This window comes from Actinospineispora spinosispora DSM 44797 (assembly GCF_000429025.1).
GTDB lineage: Bacteria > Actinomycetota > Actinomycetes > Mycobacteriales > Pseudonocardiaceae > Pseudonocardia > Pseudonocardia spinosispora.
The window spans coordinates 1-16,148 of record NZ_AUBB01000058.1 but is presented as its reverse complement, the minus strand read 5'-3'; the positions used below and the strand labels follow the sequence as shown (position 1 = coordinate 16,148).

At 67.1% G+C, this 16,148-nt stretch carries 20 protein-coding genes, 1 pseudogene and 1 other annotated feature; of the genes and pseudogenes, 3 read left to right on the top strand and 18 right to left on the bottom strand.

All coding sequences use genetic code 11. The annotated features are described in order from the left end of the window. Nucleotides 1–4: 4 nt before the first annotated feature. The 7 genes and pseudogenes from G406_RS0122290 to G406_RS0122255 all read right to left on the bottom strand — a co-directional run bounded on the left by G406_RS0122290 (nucleotide 5) and on the right by G406_RS0122255 (nucleotide 8,066). Nucleotides 5–1,281, bottom strand: a protein-coding gene (locus tag G406_RS0122290) for an IS3 family transposase (protein WP_425414614.1) whose coding sequence is annotated in 2 segments (ribosomal slippage) — nucleotides 5–990 and nucleotides 990–1,281 — 1,278 coding nt in all. Because the reading frame shifts where the segments join, the coding sequence is not laid out codon by codon here. Beyond that, nucleotides 869–999: a sequence feature (AL1L pseudoknot), on the bottom strand. It overlaps the preceding gene by 131 nt. A 257-nt stretch (nucleotides 1,282–1,538) precedes the next feature. Further along, a complete protein-coding gene (locus G406_RS48955; protein WP_281172521.1) occupies nucleotides 1,539–2,567 on the bottom strand; it encodes a cysteine desulfurase family protein in 1,029 nt (342 codons plus the stop codon). Nucleotides 2,568–2,624: 57 nt separating this feature from the next. Beyond that, nucleotides 2,625–3,428 (bottom strand): annotated as a pseudogene (locus G406_RS48950) (IS3 family transposase); the annotation flags it as partial. A gap of 89 nt (nucleotides 3,429–3,517) precedes the next feature. Then, nucleotides 3,518–3,829: a transposase gene (locus tag G406_RS0122270; RefSeq protein ID WP_028935489.1), complete on the bottom strand. Its 312-nt coding sequence runs from the start codon at nucleotides 3,827–3,829 to the stop codon at nucleotides 3,518–3,520. Between the two features lie 264 nt (nucleotides 3,830–4,093). Further along, complete coding sequence (locus G406_RS48945; protein ID WP_156935085.1) at nucleotides 4,094–5,362, bottom strand: MFS transporter; 1,269 nt, start codon at nucleotides 5,360–5,362, stop codon at nucleotides 4,094–4,096. Further along, complete coding sequence (locus G406_RS0122260) at nucleotides 5,359–6,663, bottom strand: MFS transporter (RefSeq protein WP_245607190.1); 1,305 nt, start codon at nucleotides 6,661–6,663, stop codon at nucleotides 5,359–5,361. The genes G406_RS48945 and G406_RS0122260 overlap by 4 nt, the downstream gene beginning before the upstream one ends. Continuing rightward, complete coding sequence (locus G406_RS0122255) at nucleotides 6,660–8,066, bottom strand: MBL fold metallo-hydrolase (RefSeq protein ID WP_028935487.1); 1,407 nt, start codon at nucleotides 8,064–8,066, stop codon at nucleotides 6,660–6,662. Before G406_RS0122255 ends, G406_RS0122260 begins: the two co-directional genes overlap by 4 nt. Nucleotides 8,067–8,147: 81 nt before the next feature. On the opposite strand from G406_RS0122255, the gene G406_RS0122250 reads away from it, so the two are divergent. Further along, complete coding sequence (locus G406_RS0122250) at nucleotides 8,148–8,843, top strand: ArsR/SmtB family transcription factor (protein WP_028935486.1); 696 nt, start codon at nucleotides 8,148–8,150, stop codon at nucleotides 8,841–8,843. Between the two features lie 181 nt (nucleotides 8,844–9,024). On the opposite strand, the gene G406_RS0122245 is transcribed toward G406_RS0122250, so the two are convergent. The 4 genes from G406_RS0122245 to G406_RS57200 all read right to left on the bottom strand — a co-directional run bounded on the left by G406_RS0122245 (nucleotide 9,025) and on the right by G406_RS57200 (nucleotide 10,939). After that, nucleotides 9,025–9,672, bottom strand: a complete 648-nt coding sequence (locus G406_RS0122245) for a maleylpyruvate isomerase family mycothiol-dependent enzyme (protein WP_037077948.1) — start codon at nucleotides 9,670–9,672, stop codon at nucleotides 9,025–9,027. Nucleotides 9,673–9,676: 4 nt separating this feature from the next. Continuing rightward, nucleotides 9,677–10,162 carry an SRPBCC family protein gene (locus G406_RS0122240; protein WP_028935484.1) on the bottom strand — a complete coding sequence of 162 codons (486 nt, stop codon included), beginning with the start codon at nucleotides 10,160–10,162 and terminating at the stop codon, nucleotides 9,677–9,679. Beyond that, a complete protein-coding gene (locus G406_RS56035; RefSeq protein WP_084216296.1) occupies nucleotides 10,159–10,347 on the bottom strand; it encodes a hypothetical protein in 189 nt (62 codons plus the stop codon). Before G406_RS56035 ends, G406_RS0122240 begins: the two co-directional genes overlap by 4 nt. A gap of 229 nt (nucleotides 10,348–10,576) precedes the next feature. Continuing rightward, nucleotides 10,577–10,939 carry a DUF6247 family protein gene (locus tag G406_RS57200; RefSeq protein ID WP_051342504.1) on the bottom strand — a complete coding sequence of 121 codons (363 nt, stop codon included), beginning with the start codon at nucleotides 10,937–10,939 and terminating at the stop codon, nucleotides 10,577–10,579. Between the two features lie 664 nt (nucleotides 10,940–11,603). Here G406_RS57200 and G406_RS0122225 point away from each other — a divergent pair. Then, nucleotides 11,604–11,918, top strand: a complete 315-nt coding sequence (locus G406_RS0122225; RefSeq protein ID WP_028935482.1) for a histone-like nucleoid-structuring protein Lsr2 — start codon at nucleotides 11,604–11,606, stop codon at nucleotides 11,916–11,918. A 351-nt stretch (nucleotides 11,919–12,269) separates the two neighbouring features. On the opposite strand, the gene G406_RS0122215 is transcribed toward G406_RS0122225, so the two are convergent. The 6 genes from G406_RS0122215 to G406_RS48930 all read right to left on the bottom strand — a co-directional run bounded on the left by G406_RS0122215 (nucleotide 12,270) and on the right by G406_RS48930 (nucleotide 14,773). Further along, nucleotides 12,270–12,596, bottom strand: a complete 327-nt coding sequence (locus tag G406_RS0122215; RefSeq protein WP_028935481.1) for a DUF6247 family protein — start codon at nucleotides 12,594–12,596, stop codon at nucleotides 12,270–12,272. A 142-nt stretch (nucleotides 12,597–12,738) separates the two neighbouring features. Continuing rightward, nucleotides 12,739–12,912 carry a hypothetical protein gene (locus G406_RS57195; RefSeq protein ID WP_156935084.1) on the bottom strand — a complete coding sequence of 58 codons (174 nt, stop codon included), beginning with the start codon at nucleotides 12,910–12,912 and terminating at the stop codon, nucleotides 12,739–12,741. A gap of 185 nt (nucleotides 12,913–13,097) precedes the next feature. Continuing rightward, a complete protein-coding gene (locus tag G406_RS57190; RefSeq protein WP_156935083.1) occupies nucleotides 13,098–13,241 on the bottom strand; it encodes a hypothetical protein in 144 nt (47 codons plus the stop codon). Continuing rightward, on the bottom strand, nucleotides 13,234–14,019 hold the full coding sequence (locus tag G406_RS0122195; RefSeq protein ID WP_156935082.1) for a hypothetical protein: 786 nt from the start codon (nucleotides 14,017–14,019) through the stop codon (nucleotides 13,234–13,236). The genes G406_RS57190 and G406_RS0122195 overlap by 8 nt, the downstream gene beginning before the upstream one ends. Nucleotides 14,020–14,084: 65 nt before the next feature. After that, nucleotides 14,085–14,522 carry a hypothetical protein gene (locus G406_RS0122190; RefSeq protein WP_028935479.1) on the bottom strand — a complete coding sequence of 146 codons (438 nt, stop codon included), beginning with the start codon at nucleotides 14,520–14,522 and terminating at the stop codon, nucleotides 14,085–14,087. Next, the gene (locus G406_RS48930; protein ID WP_037077946.1) at nucleotides 14,519–14,773 is read right to left on the bottom strand and encodes a hypothetical protein; all 255 of its coding nucleotides are present in this window, start codon (nucleotides 14,771–14,773) and stop codon (nucleotides 14,519–14,521) included. Before G406_RS48930 ends, G406_RS0122190 begins: the two co-directional genes overlap by 4 nt. 259 nt (nucleotides 14,774–15,032) lie before the next feature. Between G406_RS48930 and G406_RS48925 the strand changes: the two genes are divergently transcribed. Further along, a complete protein-coding gene (locus G406_RS48925; RefSeq protein WP_156935081.1) occupies nucleotides 15,033–15,698 on the top strand; it encodes a LuxR family transcriptional regulator in 666 nt (221 codons plus the stop codon). A gap of 44 nt (nucleotides 15,699–15,742) precedes the next feature. Here the strand turns inward: G406_RS48925 and G406_RS57185 are convergent, their stop codons facing one another. Then, nucleotides 15,743–16,012 carry a hypothetical protein gene (locus G406_RS57185; RefSeq protein WP_156935080.1) on the bottom strand — a complete coding sequence of 90 codons (270 nt, stop codon included), beginning with the start codon at nucleotides 16,010–16,012 and terminating at the stop codon, nucleotides 15,743–15,745. Nucleotides 16,013–16,148 lie beyond the last annotated feature (136 nt).

Sequence of the window (16,148 nt, the reverse complement as noted above, 5' to 3'; positions counted from 1 at the left end):
GGGTTCAGTGGAGGCTCGGTTGTCCCGCCAGCGGTTGCTGCGCGGGTTGGTTGTGACGGTAGTACTCGGTTTCGTACTCGATCGGTGGGATGTGGCTGAGGCTGCTGTGCAGCCGGTGGTTGTTGAACCAGTGCACCCAGTTCAGGGTGGCCAGTTCGAGGTCATCGACGCCGCGCCAGGGCCCTTCGTGGCGGACGCACTCGGTCTTGTAGAGCCCGATCACCGACTCGGCCAGGGCGTTGTCGTAGCTGTCCCCGACCGAGCCGATGGAGGCGAGGGCACCGGCGTCGAGCAGCCGGTTTGCGTAGCGGATCGCGGTGTACTGGCAGCCGGCGTCGCTGTGATGCACCACCCCGGCCGTGTCGTGACCGGCTCGGGCTCGGGTCCACAACGCCATCTCCAGAGCGTCCAGCGGCAGCTGGGTGGGCATGGCCGGCGCGGTGCGCCAGCCCACGACACGTCGGGAGAACACGTTGGAGACGAACGCGGTGAACACCGTCCCCGACCAGGTCGGCACGTAGGTGAAGTCGACCACCCACAAGGCGTTCGGGCGGGTGGCGGTGAAGTCCCGCTTGACCAGGTCCGGCGGTCGGGTCGCGGTCTTGTCCGCTTTGGTGGTCACGTACTGGCGGCCTCGTCGCACCCCGCGTAGCCCGGCGGCGCGCATCAGCCGCTCGACCTGACACCGTGGCACCGGATGACCCGCGACCCCACCCTCGCGGCATAGCTGATGCCACACCTTCCGTGCCCCGTACAGGCCCCGGCCCAGCTTCGGATCGTGGTAGACCCGTTCGATCTCGACCGCCACGACCTCGTCTCGAACCGCCCTCGACGAGAGCGGCCGGGACCGGTACGCGTAGTAGCCGGACGGGGCGATCGGCACACCGTGCTCAGTGAGCACACGGCAGATCGGCTCGACCCCGAACCGGTCACGGTGATCATCAATGAACCCCACTACCAGGGCAAACGCGGGTCGAGCTCCCGCGCGAAGAACGAGCTGGCCGCCAACAAAATCTCATTCGCCCGCTTGAGCTCGCGGACCTCGGCCTCCAGATCCTTGATCCGCCTGGCATCCGAGCTGGTGGTCCCCGGCCGGGCTCCGGCATCGATCTGGGCCTGTTTGCACCAGCCACGCAACGTGTCCGGGTTGACCCCGACCCGCGGGCCGATCCGCTTCACCGCCGCGTTCAACGACAACGACGAATCCTCCGTCACCGCCTCCGCGACCAGACGCTGCGCACGCTCACGCAGCTCGTTCGGGTACTTCCGGGGAGCTGACACTGATCCACCCTCTCGTGGAATCAGAGCCTCTACGAAACCCGGGGCGGTTCAACCGTGGCGGAGTTGGCGACTGGCCTTGGGCTGCTGTTCGGTGTCGCTACCCGGCTGGCCGCGGTGGGTGGGTTGCTGCTGCTGGCGCCGATTTGGGTGATGTTGTGGCACACCGGGGCTTATCTGTGGGAGTACCCGGCTGAAGACCTGTTCCCTCTGGTGTTGCTCGCGATCGTGCCCCTGGGCGTGCTGCTGGTTTTGACCGACTATTGGCGGCTCGGGTTGGGTTCCGCTGGCCGTTCTGAGAACTCTGACTCGAGGGTGTGCGCGGCGATGAGTTGGGTGGCGCGGTCGATGTCGGTGGTGGTGCTCCAGCGTCCGAGGCTTAGGCGTAGCGCGGTGGCGGCGCGGTGGTCGTCGAGGCCCATCGCGGTCAGTACTGGTGAGGGTTGGTCGACGCCTTCGTGGCAGGCGGATCCGGTGGCGGCCGCGATGGCTGGGGTCGAGGCGAGCAGTTGGCGGCCGCGGACGCCGTCGATGGTGATGTTGAGTGTGCCGGGTAGCCGTGTGGTGGGGTGTCCGTTGAGGTGGACTCGGCCTGGGAGTTGGTGTTCGAGCTGCCGGTATAGGCGATCGCGCAGCTCGCGGAGTCGCGGGACGCTGTGGGGTAGTTCCTCGGCGCTGAGGTGTGCCGCCGCACCGAGGGCGGCGATGAGTGCGACGTTTTCGGTGCCGGCGCGCAGCCCGTGTTCCTGCCCGCCGCCGGTGATGATTGGGTGCAGGGGGGTGCCGGCGCGGATGTAGAGGGCGCCGACGCCTTTCGGCGCGTACATCTTGTGTCCGACGACAGTGAGCAGGTCGACCCCGAGGTTTTCGACGTCGACGGGGATTTTTCCGACTGCTTGCGCGGCGTCGGTGTGGAACACCGCGCGGTGGGCGCGGGTGAGGGCGGCGAGTTCGGCGATGGGTTGGATGGTTCCGGTCTCGGCGTTGCCCAGCATGATCGACACGACGGTGGTGTGGTCGGTGAGCGCCTCTTGTAGGTCGCGGGGGCTGACCTGGCCGTATCGGTCGACGGGTAGGTAGCTGACGCGGAAGCCCTCTGTCTGCAACGCACGGAAGGTTTCGAGGACCGCGGGGTGTTCGGTGGGTTGGGTGATGAGGTGCTCGCCGTGTTCGCGTTGCGCTAGTGCGGCGCCGCGGATGGCGAGGGCGTCGGTTTCTGACCCGCCGCCGGTGAACACGATCTCTCGCGGAGCCGCGTTCAACAGCTGTGCGAGCTGTTCTCGGGCCAGGCGCAGAGCCTGGCGTGGAGCATCCGCTGAGGTTCCCCCGTTTTCCCGGAGTGCCGGTTATCTGTGAGGGGTGTGCTGGACGCGATGGTATGCGTCCTCGTACTCGTCGGGTGATCGTCCGCCGAGTCCGGGCTGGATGCGGCGGGGGTTGTACCAGCCGTCTATGTAGCGGATCAGGGCGTGCTCGGCCTCGGCGCGGGTGGTGAACTTGGTGTTGGGCCAGTAGATGAGTTCGACCTTGATCGTCGACCACAGGTTCTCCGCGAGCGCGTTGTCGTAGCTGTCCCCGGTGCTGCCCGTCGAGGGCGCCACCCCGGCGTCGACGAGGCGTTGGGTGAACCGCAGCGCCGTGTATTGGGCTCCCTTGTCGCTGTGGAAGATCAACTGGCCGGGTCGTAGGTCGCGCGAGCACAGGGCGTGGTTGAGTGCGGTGAGCACCAGCGCGGTCGTCGCACGGGGATCGGTGGCCCAACCGACGATCCGGTTGGAGAACGCATCCCGCACGCTGGCCAGCCACAACACCCCCTCGCCAGTGATGATTCGGGTGAGGTCGGCAACCCAGAGCCGGTTCGGGGCTGACACCCGGAAGTCGCGCTCGACCAGGTCCGGTGCGGCGGTGTGCGCCGGGTTCTGCCGAGTCGAGCCGCCCTTCCAGCCCCGCCGCAGGTGCGCGCCCTGCAGACCGTTGGCGCGCATGAGCCGCTCGACGCGCTTGCGCCCGACCCGCACGCCTTGGCGGCGCAGTTCCAGCCACACCCGCGGCGAACCGTAGGTCGCCGCGAACTCGTTGACCGAGCGGATCTTGAGGATCTGCTCAAGCAGCCTGGCGTCGTCAAGTTCGCGCCGGCTCGGGGACACTCGCCGGGTCCGCCAGTCCTAGTAGCTGGACTCGGGAATGCCCAGGACCCGCAGAACGAGACCGGCCGGGAAGTCATGGGCGTCGATGAAGCTCATGACCACCTCCGGGCCGGGCCGATCTCGCTGGCGAAATACGCACTCGCCGCCCGCAGGACCTCGTTGACCCGACGCAGCTCAGCGTTCTCCCGAGCCAGTCGACGGTTCTCCGCCACCATGTCAGTGCTCGGCCGATCATGCCGCTGCCCGGCGTCGGCCTCAGCCTGGCGAACCCAGTTACGCAGGGCCTCCGGGTGCACGTTCAGCTGCTCACCCAACCGCCGAAACGTCGGCGGCGGGTCGGACTCCAGATACAGCCGAACCGCACGTTCCCGCAGCTCATCTGGATACTTCTTCGGGGCTGGCAACAGAGCCTTCCTTCCTGGTCCGCAAGATCGAACCAGTCATCAAAGACTCCGGAGAACCGGGGGAACCTCACGCGTAGGTGTGGGCGCTAGAGGGGTTTCCGAAGTGTGTGCTCAGGTACGGCAGGGCGACTTCCAGAACTCGCGGATCGACCGGGGTGGTGGCGTTGTAGTCAAGAAAGACTGGTCCGCCGACCAAACCTGGATGGATCATCAGCGTTCTCCTCAGTGGCGGCTTAAAGCGTGTGTCGAATTCGGGTAAGGCTGTCACCTCGATGTGGTTTTGATCGCGGTGACAGCGACGATCGGGACGAGTGCCGCGGCAATGAGGCCGCCCGCCATCGCCAGGGTGGCGTAGTCGCTGACGGCGACGACGATTCCAGAGACCATCCCGGCGATCGCGCCGGCGATGGCGATCCAGAGATCGATCGTTCCTTGGGTTTTGACTCGGGTGGCCAACGGTATGGATGCGAGCATCGCGGTGCCGCTGACCAGGCCGAAGCTCCAGCCCAAGCCGAGAAGCGCGAGTGCGGCGGCCAACGCGGGCAGAGAATGGGCCGGTGCGGTCATAGCGAGAACTCCGGCGAGTAGCAGGGTGAGGCCGGAGGCCACCGCTACCGCGCGTGGTCGGTACCGGTCGACGAGCCAGCCGGACAGCGGCGAAGGCAGGTACATCGCGCCGACGTGGATGGCGATGACGAGGCCAGCGGCCGCCAGGGTGTGTCCGTGGGCCTGCATGTGGACCGGGGTCATCGTCATGATCGCGGCCATGACGAGTTGAGCGGTGATCATGACGATCGCTGCGACCAGAACCACTCGAGGTCGCTGTTGTTCCTGGTCGGTGACATCCGGGGTCGGGTCTGTGGGTGTGATCGTGTCGGCCAGTTGACGTGCAAGCAGCAGTGGGTCTGGGCATAGCAGGGCGAGTAAGACGAGGCCGGCGGCGCCATAGGCGGCAGCGGCGAGAATGAACGGCCCGGCCAGTGGCGGGATGCCCCACCTACGGGCGAGATCGCCCATGACGGTGATCAGGTTGGGGCCCGCGAGCGCGCCGAGTGTGGTGGCCACCAGCACGGTGCTCACCGCTCGGCCACGCCTTTCCGGCTGGGCCAAGTCGGCCCCGGCGTAGCGGGCTTGCAGGTTGGTGGCGGTTCCGGCGCCGTAGACGAACAACGACACGAACAGCAGCGTGACATTGTCCAGGACCGCGGCGGCCACGACACCGGCGCTGCCCGCGGCACCGATCAGGTAGCCCGACGCCAGGCCGCCGCGACGCCCAGTGCGGTGCGAGACACGGGCGATACAGACGGCCGCGGCCGCCGACCCGACGGTGAAGATCGCGCTGGGTAGCCCCGCGAGGCTGGTCGCGCCGAGCATGTCTTGGGCCAGCAACGCCCCGACCGTGATTCCGGCGGCGAGGCCCGCACCGCTGAACACCTGCGCGATGACCAGCACCACGAGTGTGCGCGTGTGGTGGGCGCGAACGGTGTCGGCCGCTCGGGGCACGGGATGGGTGTCCGTCGGTCGTCGGGTCACTGAGGGTCTCCGGCGTTCGCGACTGGTTGTGGGTGGGTTTCATACATTCGCGCCGCGCAGACCAGGGCGCAGACGGCGCTGAGGGCCGCGGCCACCCACACCGCGGCGCGCAACCCCCAGAGGTCGGCCACGATCCCACCCATCAGCGCTCCGGCGGCGTAGCCGGTGTCGCGCCAGACCCGGTAAACCCCCACGGCACGCCCGCGCCATGCGGGATGGGCGACGTCGCCGATGACTGCCAGCAGCGTCGGATAGACCATGGCGGTCCCGGCGCCGAGCAGTATCGCGGCGCCCGCCCACCCGGTGAACGTGTCGGCGACCGCGATCACCGCGAGCGCGACAGCCTGGGTGAGCATGCCCGCCCAGATGAGGTGCTTGCGACCCCACCTGTCCGACAAGCCCCCGGTGACCAGTTGCCCGACACCCCACACAGCCGGGTAGAGCGCGAACAGGACTCCGATCTGATCCACAGCCAACCCGGAGCTGGCGAACAGCAGCGGGAACAGCCCCCAGGACAGGCCGAAGTTCAGGTTGTTCACCAGCCCGGCCAGGCTCGCCGACGACAGCGCCGGTTCACCGAAGCTGGTGAGCCTGACGACCTGCCGGTTACTCAGGTCCGCGGACAGGTCATCGCGGTGCCCGTCGCCGCGCGCGGCGTGCCTGGCCGCTTCGAGACGCGCGTGGTCACGGGTTTCGCGCACCATCAGCCTGGACAGACCCAACCCGAGCACCGCGTAGGACAACCCGAGCAGGAACGGCGCGGGGCGCAACCCGTACCGCGCCGCCAGGTAGCCGGCGACCAGCGAGGTCACCGCGACCGCGCCGTAACCGGCCGCTTCGTTGAACCCCATCGCCAGACCGCGCTGGCGTGGCCCCACCAGGTCGATCTTCATGATCACGGTGGTGGACCAGGTCAGGCCCTGGTTGAGGCCCAGCAATACGTTAGCCGCCACCACCCAGCCCCAGCTCGGAGCCCAGATCAGGACCAGCGGCACCGGCAACGCGATCAGCCATCCGGCGAGTAGCACCGGTTTGCGCCCGAACCGGTCCGACCAGGTCCCCGCGAAGTAGTTCGCGGCGGCCTTGGTCAGCCCGAAGGCCAGCACATAGGTGAACAAGAACGTGTAGCCACTGAGGTGAAACTCGCGTTCGGCCAACAGCGGCAGCACGGTCTGTTCCTGCCCCACCATCCCGCCGACCAAGGCATTGACCACGACCAGCAGACCGAACTGGGCCAGGTTCGCCCGCAACCCCCACCGCAGCTCTCCAGCCTGCTCCGGCGGTGACGCCCCGGAGATCACGCCCCACTCTCCAACCGGCTCCCAGTCGCCGCCGCCCAACCCCGCGGCCCACCCACCAGCACGGCCAGATTCCGGTAGCCGGCGCGTTCGAACAGACTCGCCGCGCTCGCGGCGCGCTCGCCATGCCCACACATCAACACCGGCGCCTCACTCGCCGGAGGTAAGACCCATTCCGGTGCGGTCGCGACTCCATCGACCAGCTCGCCCAGCTCGATGTGTGTCGCGGCTGGGAGGTGCCCTTCGGCGAATTCCGTATCCTGGCGGATGTCTAAAACCTGGCGATCCCCGAGCTGCTCGGGTCTGACCAGCTCTGTAGTCGCCACCGCGAGACCCGCCTCAGCCCAGGCATCCATGCCGACGTCGAGTTCACCGGCGAAGTTGTCGTAGCCGACCTTCAACGCCTGCCACACGACCTCCGCCGCATCTTGGGCACCCGTTCCGTCGGTGTTGCGGACAATGACCAGCGGAACGCCCGGTTCGACCAGCCAGCCCAGCCAGGTAGCGAACTGCGGACGCAGCGGGATCGACACAGACCCAGGAATGTGTCCGGCCGCGTAGTCGGCGACCGGCCGCACATCCACCACCAGCGCCCCGTCGCTACGCAGCGCTCGCACCGTCGAGACCGACAATGGCACCAGAGCGGGCGTGTAACCCGAGGCCAGCACGATCGGACCCGTGCGATTGAGCTCTCCCAGGCGCCGAAAGTAGGGCGGATAGCTACCCAGCGAGCCCAACAACTGGGCCACGAAGGTGTCCTCATCCAGGCCCAACAGCGGGTTGGAGGCTATCTCCCGGCCGATGGTCGACGTGCGCTCAGTCCCAGGTGGCGCGGCGCAGAACGACCCGGCGCCGTGGGTCGGCCACAACGCGGTCGCCTCCGGTAGCGCAACCAGCCGCCGCAGCGAGCCATACTGCGCGCGAGCGAGTTCCTCGCGGCGCTCCCGTCCGAGCAGATCGGTCCGCGCCACCGATCCCACCAGCAACGATCCGCCACTGAACACCCCCAGCGGTGATTGATCATCTGACATCAGAAACGCCAGATGCTCATCGGTGTGCCCGGGGGTAGCCATCGCACGCAACGTCACACCACCCAGATCGACCTCCTCGCCGTCGACAAGACCGCGATGGACGAAGCCGCGATCACCCGCGGCCGAGGCCAAGACCAGCGCACCCTCGTCGTGGGCCAGCTGCGCGGCCCCGGACAGAAAGTCGGCGTGCAGATGAGTGTCTGCAACGAAACGCACCCGCAAGCCAGCCTCCGCCGCCGAGGCACGCACAGCACGCAGATCCCTGGGCGGATCCACCACCAGCGCCCCGCCATCACCCAGGTCGAGTAGATAGCCCGAGTTCCCCAACCCCTCGTCCACCAGCACGCTGAGCCCCACCGTCACGGCGCCGTCCATACCGTCCTCCACTCGCCGGACCCCGTCGGGCGGACCCGCAACCCATCTCCTACAATAATCCAAAGATACTTGGAGGATATGATGGGTGACGCGGTTCGTAAAGCCGAACTGTTCGACCAGCTGGCAAGGATCGGCAAAGCACTCAGCAGCGGTAGACGACTGGAGCTGCTGGACCTGCTCGCTCAAGGGCCACGCGGGGTCGCCGACCTCGCGGCGGCCGCCGGTCTCGGGCTCACCCTCACCTCAGCGCACCTTCAAACCCTCAAACAAGCCGGGCTGGTCGCCGCCACACGAGACGGCACCACGATCCGCTACCGCCTCGCCGACGCCGACGTCGCCGCCCTCTACGTCCACCTGCGCGACGTCGCCGAGGCGCACCTGCCCGACGTCGACATCGCCCGAGACCGCTACCTATCCACTCCAGAGGACGCCGACACCAACGCCACGGACGGGCATATCGAACCAGTCGGCGCGGACGAGCTGCTGCGACGCGCGCACGCCGGCGACATCGTCGTCCTGGACGTACGCCCGGCCACCGAATACGCCGCCGCGCACATCCCCGGCGCCCTGTCGATCCCCATCGGCGAACTACCCGCTCGACTCGCCGAACTTCCCCCCAACACCGAGGTCGTCGCCTACTGCCGCGGCTCCTACTGCGTCTTCGCCCACGAAGCAGTCCGCCTCCTCACCGCACACGGCCGCCGCGCAACCCGCCTCACCGACGGCATGCTCGAATGGCAACTCGCCCAACGCCCCATGGCAACCGGCGCCGCCTGATCACCGAGGCCACCACAAATCGACACGAGGCGATCGCTCGGTGCGGTTCCTACACCTCATCATTCATGCGGCAGGGATCAGTACGGCAGGCGGCGCCCCGCTGGAGCCGAGACGGGTACCGCCACCGCTGGCGCTCAGTCTGCGTGGGTGACGACGTTGGCATGAGCTCCACGCCCGTTCGTCAGCCACCGATACGCTCGGCGAGCGTGGCCACCCCAGGTCCGGCGAGTTCAGGGGTGATGTCACGCCGCCCCGCGATAGCCATGAGCAGGGATTCCGCGGGCCCGGTGATTTCGGGCCCGTCGCCAGTAGCCCAGTCAAGATCAGTGGCGGTGAGTGTCAAACCGCGGATGCGTTGGGCCGCGCGGAGGGGCCGGGCGGTGGTGGCGAAGTCGAGCGCGACGGTGAGGCGCGGCGCGGGTATCGCGCGTGGACGCCCGAGGGCTCGGCGGATGTCCTGGTGGTGGATCATTCCGTCGGTGAGTGCGATGCGGCCGCCGAATTTGGCGGTCAGTCCCCTTGGGCGTAGACAGTCGCGGGCCAGCGCTAGGAGCTGGTCGGGATCGCGGTCGGCGTAGGCCGCGACCCCGATCGCGTTGGCCCGGTCCGGAGACAGACGGCTGCGCAGCAGACGATCGATGAGCCCGATCGCGTTGAGTTCGTCGTAGCTGAACACGTGCGCGATGACCTCCCGGACCCGCCACCGGTCGCACAGGGTGGGCGCGTTCCACTGCTCGGGAGTCAACGATTCCAGCAGTCCGAGGAGCTCGGCCCGTTCGTCGTGGGCCATGGCTTGGGTGTCGGTCGTGTCGTTGTGTGGTGTGCTCATCGGGTCAGCCCTGGTCAGCGACGGTCTTGGCGAAACCGTCGAGCAGCTGGGCCCAGCCGCCGCCACCACCGTTGATGGCGCCGTGGATGGCCTGGCCCCCGTCGAGTCGTTCGAAGTAGCGGTGTTCGACCTCGACGAGGCTCTCGCGCGGTCCGGTCGGGGTGAAGCGTGCCTCGATCTCGCTGGCACGCTCAGGGGCGGGGTCGAACTGCCAGGAACCGTTGATCTGCCAGGTGAACACCAGCCGCGACGGCGGCTCCCACACCAGTACCCGTCCCCAGTCGCATTCGCTCCCGTCGACACCGCGTTCGTACCAGCGCCCGCCGACGTGGGGTTCAAGGATGACTTCGGCGACATCTGCCTTGCCGATGTGGTACTGGTGCGGCCACCAGGAGTTGACCGAGCCGGTGAACACGGCGAACGCTCGCTCGACGGACACGGCGAGGTTCACCGTTCCGGTGATGGGTGGGATCGGGGCTGTGCTGGTCATGGGTTCTCCTGCCGGTCATCGTCGTTCAGGTTCGGTTCGGGAGCCTCGGCGATCTTGTGAAAGGTGGTCAATGCATCGCTCCATACGCCGTCCAGCCAGGTCCTCAGTGAGGTGATGCCCTCGGGGTTGAGGTGGTAAATCCGACGGGTGCCTTCCGCGCGGCTGACCACTAGTGCGGTGACCACGAACGTTCACCGGGTTGGCGACACGCCGTGCAGGGTCCCGCACGTGGAGTTCTGTTGATCTCACTCTCTGTCTCGACGGTGGTCGGGGTTTCGGGAGCGGGGTCGGATGGCAGAGCCAGTCAGAGCGCGCAGGCTTACCGATGATGAGGGTCGGCGATTGACGCAGATTGTGCGTCGGGGCAAGCACGGCACGATCCGGATGCGGCGCGCCATGATCGTGATGGCGTCGTCATCGGGTACTCCGGTCCCGGCGATCGCGAAGCTGGTCGCCGAGCCGGCGGGCGATCATCGCTCGTTGTTCGTCAGCGGTAATGGTTTCGCACTGTTCGTTGGTGAGGATGTGGTCGGCGCGGCGCGGCATCCTGCGGTGGGCGTCGGGGTGGTGGCGCGTCATGGTGGCGATGGAGCGCCACCGGCTCAAGACGTGGTAGACCTCGGTGGGGTCGAGGTTCTCGGCTGAGCGGGCCATGGCCGTGCGCCATTCGCTGTCGAACTGGCCCGCTTCTTCGGGGAGCAGCGCCTGGCGGATCTCGCGTGGAGTTGACGGCGGTGGGGGCGCCGGCAGCGCTTCGCTGACAGGTTCCGCGGTCATGGGGTGATCGTAGTGCGTGCTTGCTCACGCACGTGGTTTGTCTTTGTACTGCCACTCACAGTGGCGAGGGTCTCACGGTAGAGAGCATACGGCGGGTTGCGGGGCTCACATGTGGTTCCGCTTTTGGCATGAACCCGCCGTGTTTAGCGTTGCCGCGGGTGCTGGGCTGGCGATGTCCAGCCAGCACGGACACAAGTCTGAGCGCGGCGGGGGTTCGGATCGCCGGGCCCGGTGCCCGGTGGGGTTAGGGTGGTGTGCGCTCGGGGGCTCACGTGCTGATGTCGGTAACCATCCATGCGTGCGTGCCCGTGCGCTTCTTCTCCCCAGAGTCGGACCGTCGGTCGTGGCTGGTGGTTGGTGAGCGACTCTCGGTGCCCGCCGGGTGGATTTGTGTGGGGCGCGGTGTTCGGTGGGTCGTTACCGGGCGCCGCGCCCCGCGCCGTTCACATTCCACACCAGTGAACGGCTCACTGTCTTCAACGAGGACGCCCGGTGGATGATGCTGTGATCTGGGCTGGTCCGGGTGACCTGGGAGATGGCGGGTCGACAGTTGTGGTTGGGCCGGGCTGAGATATGGTCCCGCGGCGTCCGGCTATCGAACATTGAATAGTCTTTCCTGCTATTGTGTAATTGTTCCCCGGATGGCGGAGTAGGAGATAGTAAAGTGTCCCAAAAGGTGCAGGTTCAGCTTGTTGACGACCTCGATGGCGATCCAGCTGACGAAACTGTCCGGTTCAGTCTTGATGGCAGGGATTATGAGATCGATTTGACCGCTCGTCACGCGTTGGCGTTGCGGGAAAACCTTGCCGACTACATCGACGCTGGCCGCAAGGCCGGAACCGGCGTTAAGGCTGCGAGTCGGCCTGATCGTGAGCGGGTTCGCGCTGTCCGGGAGTGGGGCAAGGCCAACGGCTTTGAGCTGGCTGATCGGGGTCGTGTTCCGGCCGAGGTGTGGACCGCGTACGAGAAGGCCAGCTGAGCCTGAGAAGTGAGGCCCGGTGCGTTGCCTCGGTTCCGGCTCAAATGGTGTTCTGCTGAAGTTTTGCGGTCGTGTGTGGTGTGACGGGGGGTGTTAGCCGAACCATTGCACCTCGAGGACGGCGGCCTGGTGTGCGTGTTCGATGATCAGGTAATGGGCGAGACCTTCGCTGTGCTCGCCGAAGACGAACGTGCGTAACCCGTCGGGCACGGTGGCGAACAGAGGGCGTCCGTTCTCGGGTACGAGTTCGGGGGTGGTGCGCAGCTCGCGCCATGCTTCTAGCGCGGCCTGGGGTAAGACATCGAGTTGGTCTTGGACCTGTTCGTCGATGGTGAGCTCGTACGCCCTTGGTTAAAGTCCTGCTTTTGTGCGGGTGACCGATAACGGTTCGTCGGCTGGTACGGGCTGGCCTGTGCGCAGCTCGGTGACCCGGCGCGCGATGCGCGCGAAGTTGTTCGGGTCGGCTTGCAGCGCGGCGATCCGGCGCCACGACTCCACCAGGTCCAGCAGGGCGGTCAGGTCGAGACTGGCCCGGGCTTCGTCCAGGGCCGCGCTGTAGGCGGCGTCGAATATGGCGCGGTCCTCGGGTAGCAGCGCCGTCCGGATCGCTGCCGGCGACGCGCCCGGTGCCAGCGGATGCCGGCGCGGCGCCGAGCCGTCGACGTGCGGTGCGCCCATACCGACCCACGATAGCCGCCCCGATCGACACCGGACAGCGCCGCACCACGGGATCGAAGTACCTGTAGGCAACACCGGCCCCCAGTCACGCATGGCGACCGACGCCATGGCGCGCCGCCTCAGCTCAGGCAGTAGCTGCTTACTAAGCCTGCTGCGCTCGCGTCGCGTACTCGACCAGACGTTCACGAAGCTCACGTTCGAGTATTCCGCGCTGCACGTAGTCCGGTGCCGGGTTGTCGCGCTCATCGAGGTACGCGGCTGCGGCCTCGGCGACCCGGCGGGCGAGCGCGAGTTCCTCGTTCAGGTCCTTGTTCACAGCTGCTCCGTCCCTTGGCGCTCGGGCAGTGACAGGTCGATGATGAACTCAAGGTTCGTGTAGGCGGTGAAGATTACGCCTGCAGGATCTCCCGACGTCGCCGCGGAAGTCACCTTCCCGGGCGCCGGGTGACAGGCCACGCTGGAGTTCGTCGTCGATGAACACGACGCGGGCGTCGACAGGTATCAGGTCGGTGATCGCTTCGCTTCCAGTCGATCGATCTGATTCTGGACATCGATCCGGTCGTTTTGGCTTTCCCACCCGACACGGTCGCGTAGGGCCCGCAACCGGTGCAGGTAGTCCAGCCGGTTCTTCTCGCTTTCAGCCATCGTGCTGCGCCTCCAGCTCGCCGTTCGTTGCGTTCCGCCCGATTCCGGATGTGTCCACTTCTGATCCCGCGTACTGGATGCGCTGCTCATTGGTCTCGACGACTGGCTTTTGAGGCGTCTGGGTGGGGATGGGGTGTCCCGCGTCAGCGAGTGCTGAGGGCGGGAGTCCGTCGCGTAGTAGGTCCATGACGGTGGGTGACCAGAGCAGTGACCAGTGGCTGGTGCGGTTGTGGCGGTGTGCGCGGTAGTCGTCGGTGAGCGGGATGCCGATGTAGGCCGCGCCGTTACCCCAGGTGGGGTCGATGGCGTGGTGGCTGGTGGCGCACCAGGCGTGCTCGAGTGGGAGCCAGGGTGTGGCTGTTGTGTTGGCGAGGCCTTCGACGTAGTAGATCTCGGTGTGGATATCGGCGTACTGGTTGGCGTTGCGGTAGCAGGCCTTCGCGGGCCCGGGCGTGCTGACCGGTGGGGTGGGGGTGAACAGTCGGCCGTGTGTGAGGAGTAGCTCGGCCACGGAGGTGTGGCGCCAGCGGGCCGGTTCTGCGTCTGGGGTGAGGTTGGCCCGGTTCGCAGCGGCGAGTTGGTGGAGCCAGTTCAGGATGGTTTGCTCGTCTGTGTTCAGGTCCGGCACGGTGCTGATTTCATCAGCTTTCGGATGCGGGGGCGAGAGCGATGCGGCCGTGGAGCTCTTCGGTGTTGCGCAGCCGATCGCGCTCGCGGAGATCGAGGACGCGACCCCGGTGCTGATCGCGCGGGGGTGGGTCTGCGTTTGTGGCGACACGTCACCGACCTGGATTAGGAGATGGCTGGCGGCGCGTGGGTGTACCCAGGCCAGCGCTGGGCGTGCTAGGTGCCGGGTAGCTGCTCGACGGCCAGTGTGGGCTCGATGGTCCGCAGGCGGGTGGGGTCGGCGGCGAGTATCGGCCATTGTCGTTCGCGGGCGTTGAGGACGACGTGGGTTGCGGTGACGTCGGGTTCGTGGTCGAGTCCGATCATGAGGTCGCCGCAGGCGCTGGCGGTGTCGGTGTCGAGCGGGTCGAGGATGACCATGGGTGAGGCGAGTAGCTGGTGGAGGTCGTCGCGGCGGTCGGGGTCGGTGCGTACGGCGCGTTGCCAGCTTTCGGCGAGGACGCTGGTCGGGATGACCAGCACGATGCCTCGCACGGCTGCGCGGTCGGCGAAGGTGGTGGCGTAGATGTTGGCGGCCGCAAGCTGGTCTAGTGCGGTGGTATCGAGTACGAACCCGCCGAGGATGTCCTCGGTGTTGATGTCGTCGTCGCTCACGAGGCCTGTCGATGAGCGCCGGAGGCGAAGTGCCGGTTGATGACCTCATCAGCCCATGCGGCGGCGTTGGGGTCGGGTTCTCCGTGGCGGTCGCGCCACCGTGTGAGCCAGGCTTGGCGGTCGAGTCGGTCGTGTACGGCGGCGGCGACGTAGCCGGAGACTGATTCGATCGCGCCGGCGGCGTCGAGCGCCTTGAGTCGGGCGACGTCCTCGGCGGGCATGCTGACCGTCACTTTCACCGTCTTGGCCATACCAGAAGCGTACTCCACCCATACCGTTCTGAGGGTGCTCGGGAGCCAGGGGTTCTGGTTGTCGCCACTGGGCTGGTTCGTCGGGTGTGGATTCGTGGTGGTGTCGTCCGGTCGAGCGGCGCTGGTGCTTCAGCTCGGCCTCGTGCAGGTTGTCGCGGTATCGACGCGGCCACCGAGGCGCTCGACTGGCTTGAGCGGCACCGCGACGAGCCGAGCTGATGAGCCTGAGACTGTCGGTGCCAGGGAGGACACTGGCCTGGTGAGCGTGTGTCGGCTGGTCCCGGACTTGGGCGGACAGTTGTGCGGTGTGCTGCGCCAGGTCGAGGAGGTGCTCCTCACCCTGGAGGTGTGGGAGCGCAATCCCGACGAGCCGGCCACGCTCCCCGCGCCGCTGGCGGATCGTGAGGCTCTGCGGGCTCTGCACCGTGTTCAGGACGCGATCAGGCCCACCCAGACCTACACTGACGACCTCGGCGAGCGGCACTCACCGCACTCGGGTGTCGGCAACGGGCGTCTGCTCGGCCCCGGCGGCGACTATGAGCATCGGCCGCTGCGGCTGGTGCAGCTGCGGGCGTCTGATCTGGCGGTGTTGAACTCGGCCGCGATCGCTCTGGGCATGTCCCTTGCTCTGGAACCGGGCTCGGAGCTGACTGAGGCGATCGTCGCCGGCGCGGAAGCGGCTTACTCGAGTACGACTGGTGACCTCGATGTCGTCCCGGTGGCGGTGGTCGAGTTGCTGGCCCGCGTCCTGGGTGTCCTGGACTTGGACGTCACCGATGACACCCGGTTGCTGGCCGCGCGGTTGGAAGCGGCGGCCGGAGCGGATGTGGTGCTCGATCGGGCGGAGGAGGCGGCCTACTACCGGCTCGCGGAACGGATCAACATGATGTGGGCCGACGGACACCCCGCCGACCGCCACCGCTGAACGCCGCGTCGCCGGGTTCTGGCGTCGCTGTTGGGGTGTGTTGGTTAGTCGTGGTCTGCTGGGTGTCGAAGCCACTGGGCGGCGGAGCGGAGTTTGTCGGCGAGTTCTTCGAGTTCTTGCGGGGTGGTCAGTTCCCACTGGCCGTCGATGAGTACCCCGTCGTGGTTGTCGTGCAGGACTGTCACCGATTTGAGCATCGGCAGTTGCCAGGTTGGTTCCTGCGGGTGGGGTCCGGCGATGTTCCAGTGGTCGGGCTGTGGCAGGCCGGCGTCCCGGGCTTGGTCATTGGTGCTGGGTTGCGCGCTTGGTGTCATCGTTCTCCAAGGAATCGGGGGGCAGGGTTGGCCGGCGTGTCGAGCTCGGTGCCCAACATCGGTGGTTGTTGTGGATGTTATTGCTGTTCGAGTTCTTGTTCGCCGAGCAGGACCGCGAAGCGGTCGAGGTCGGCTT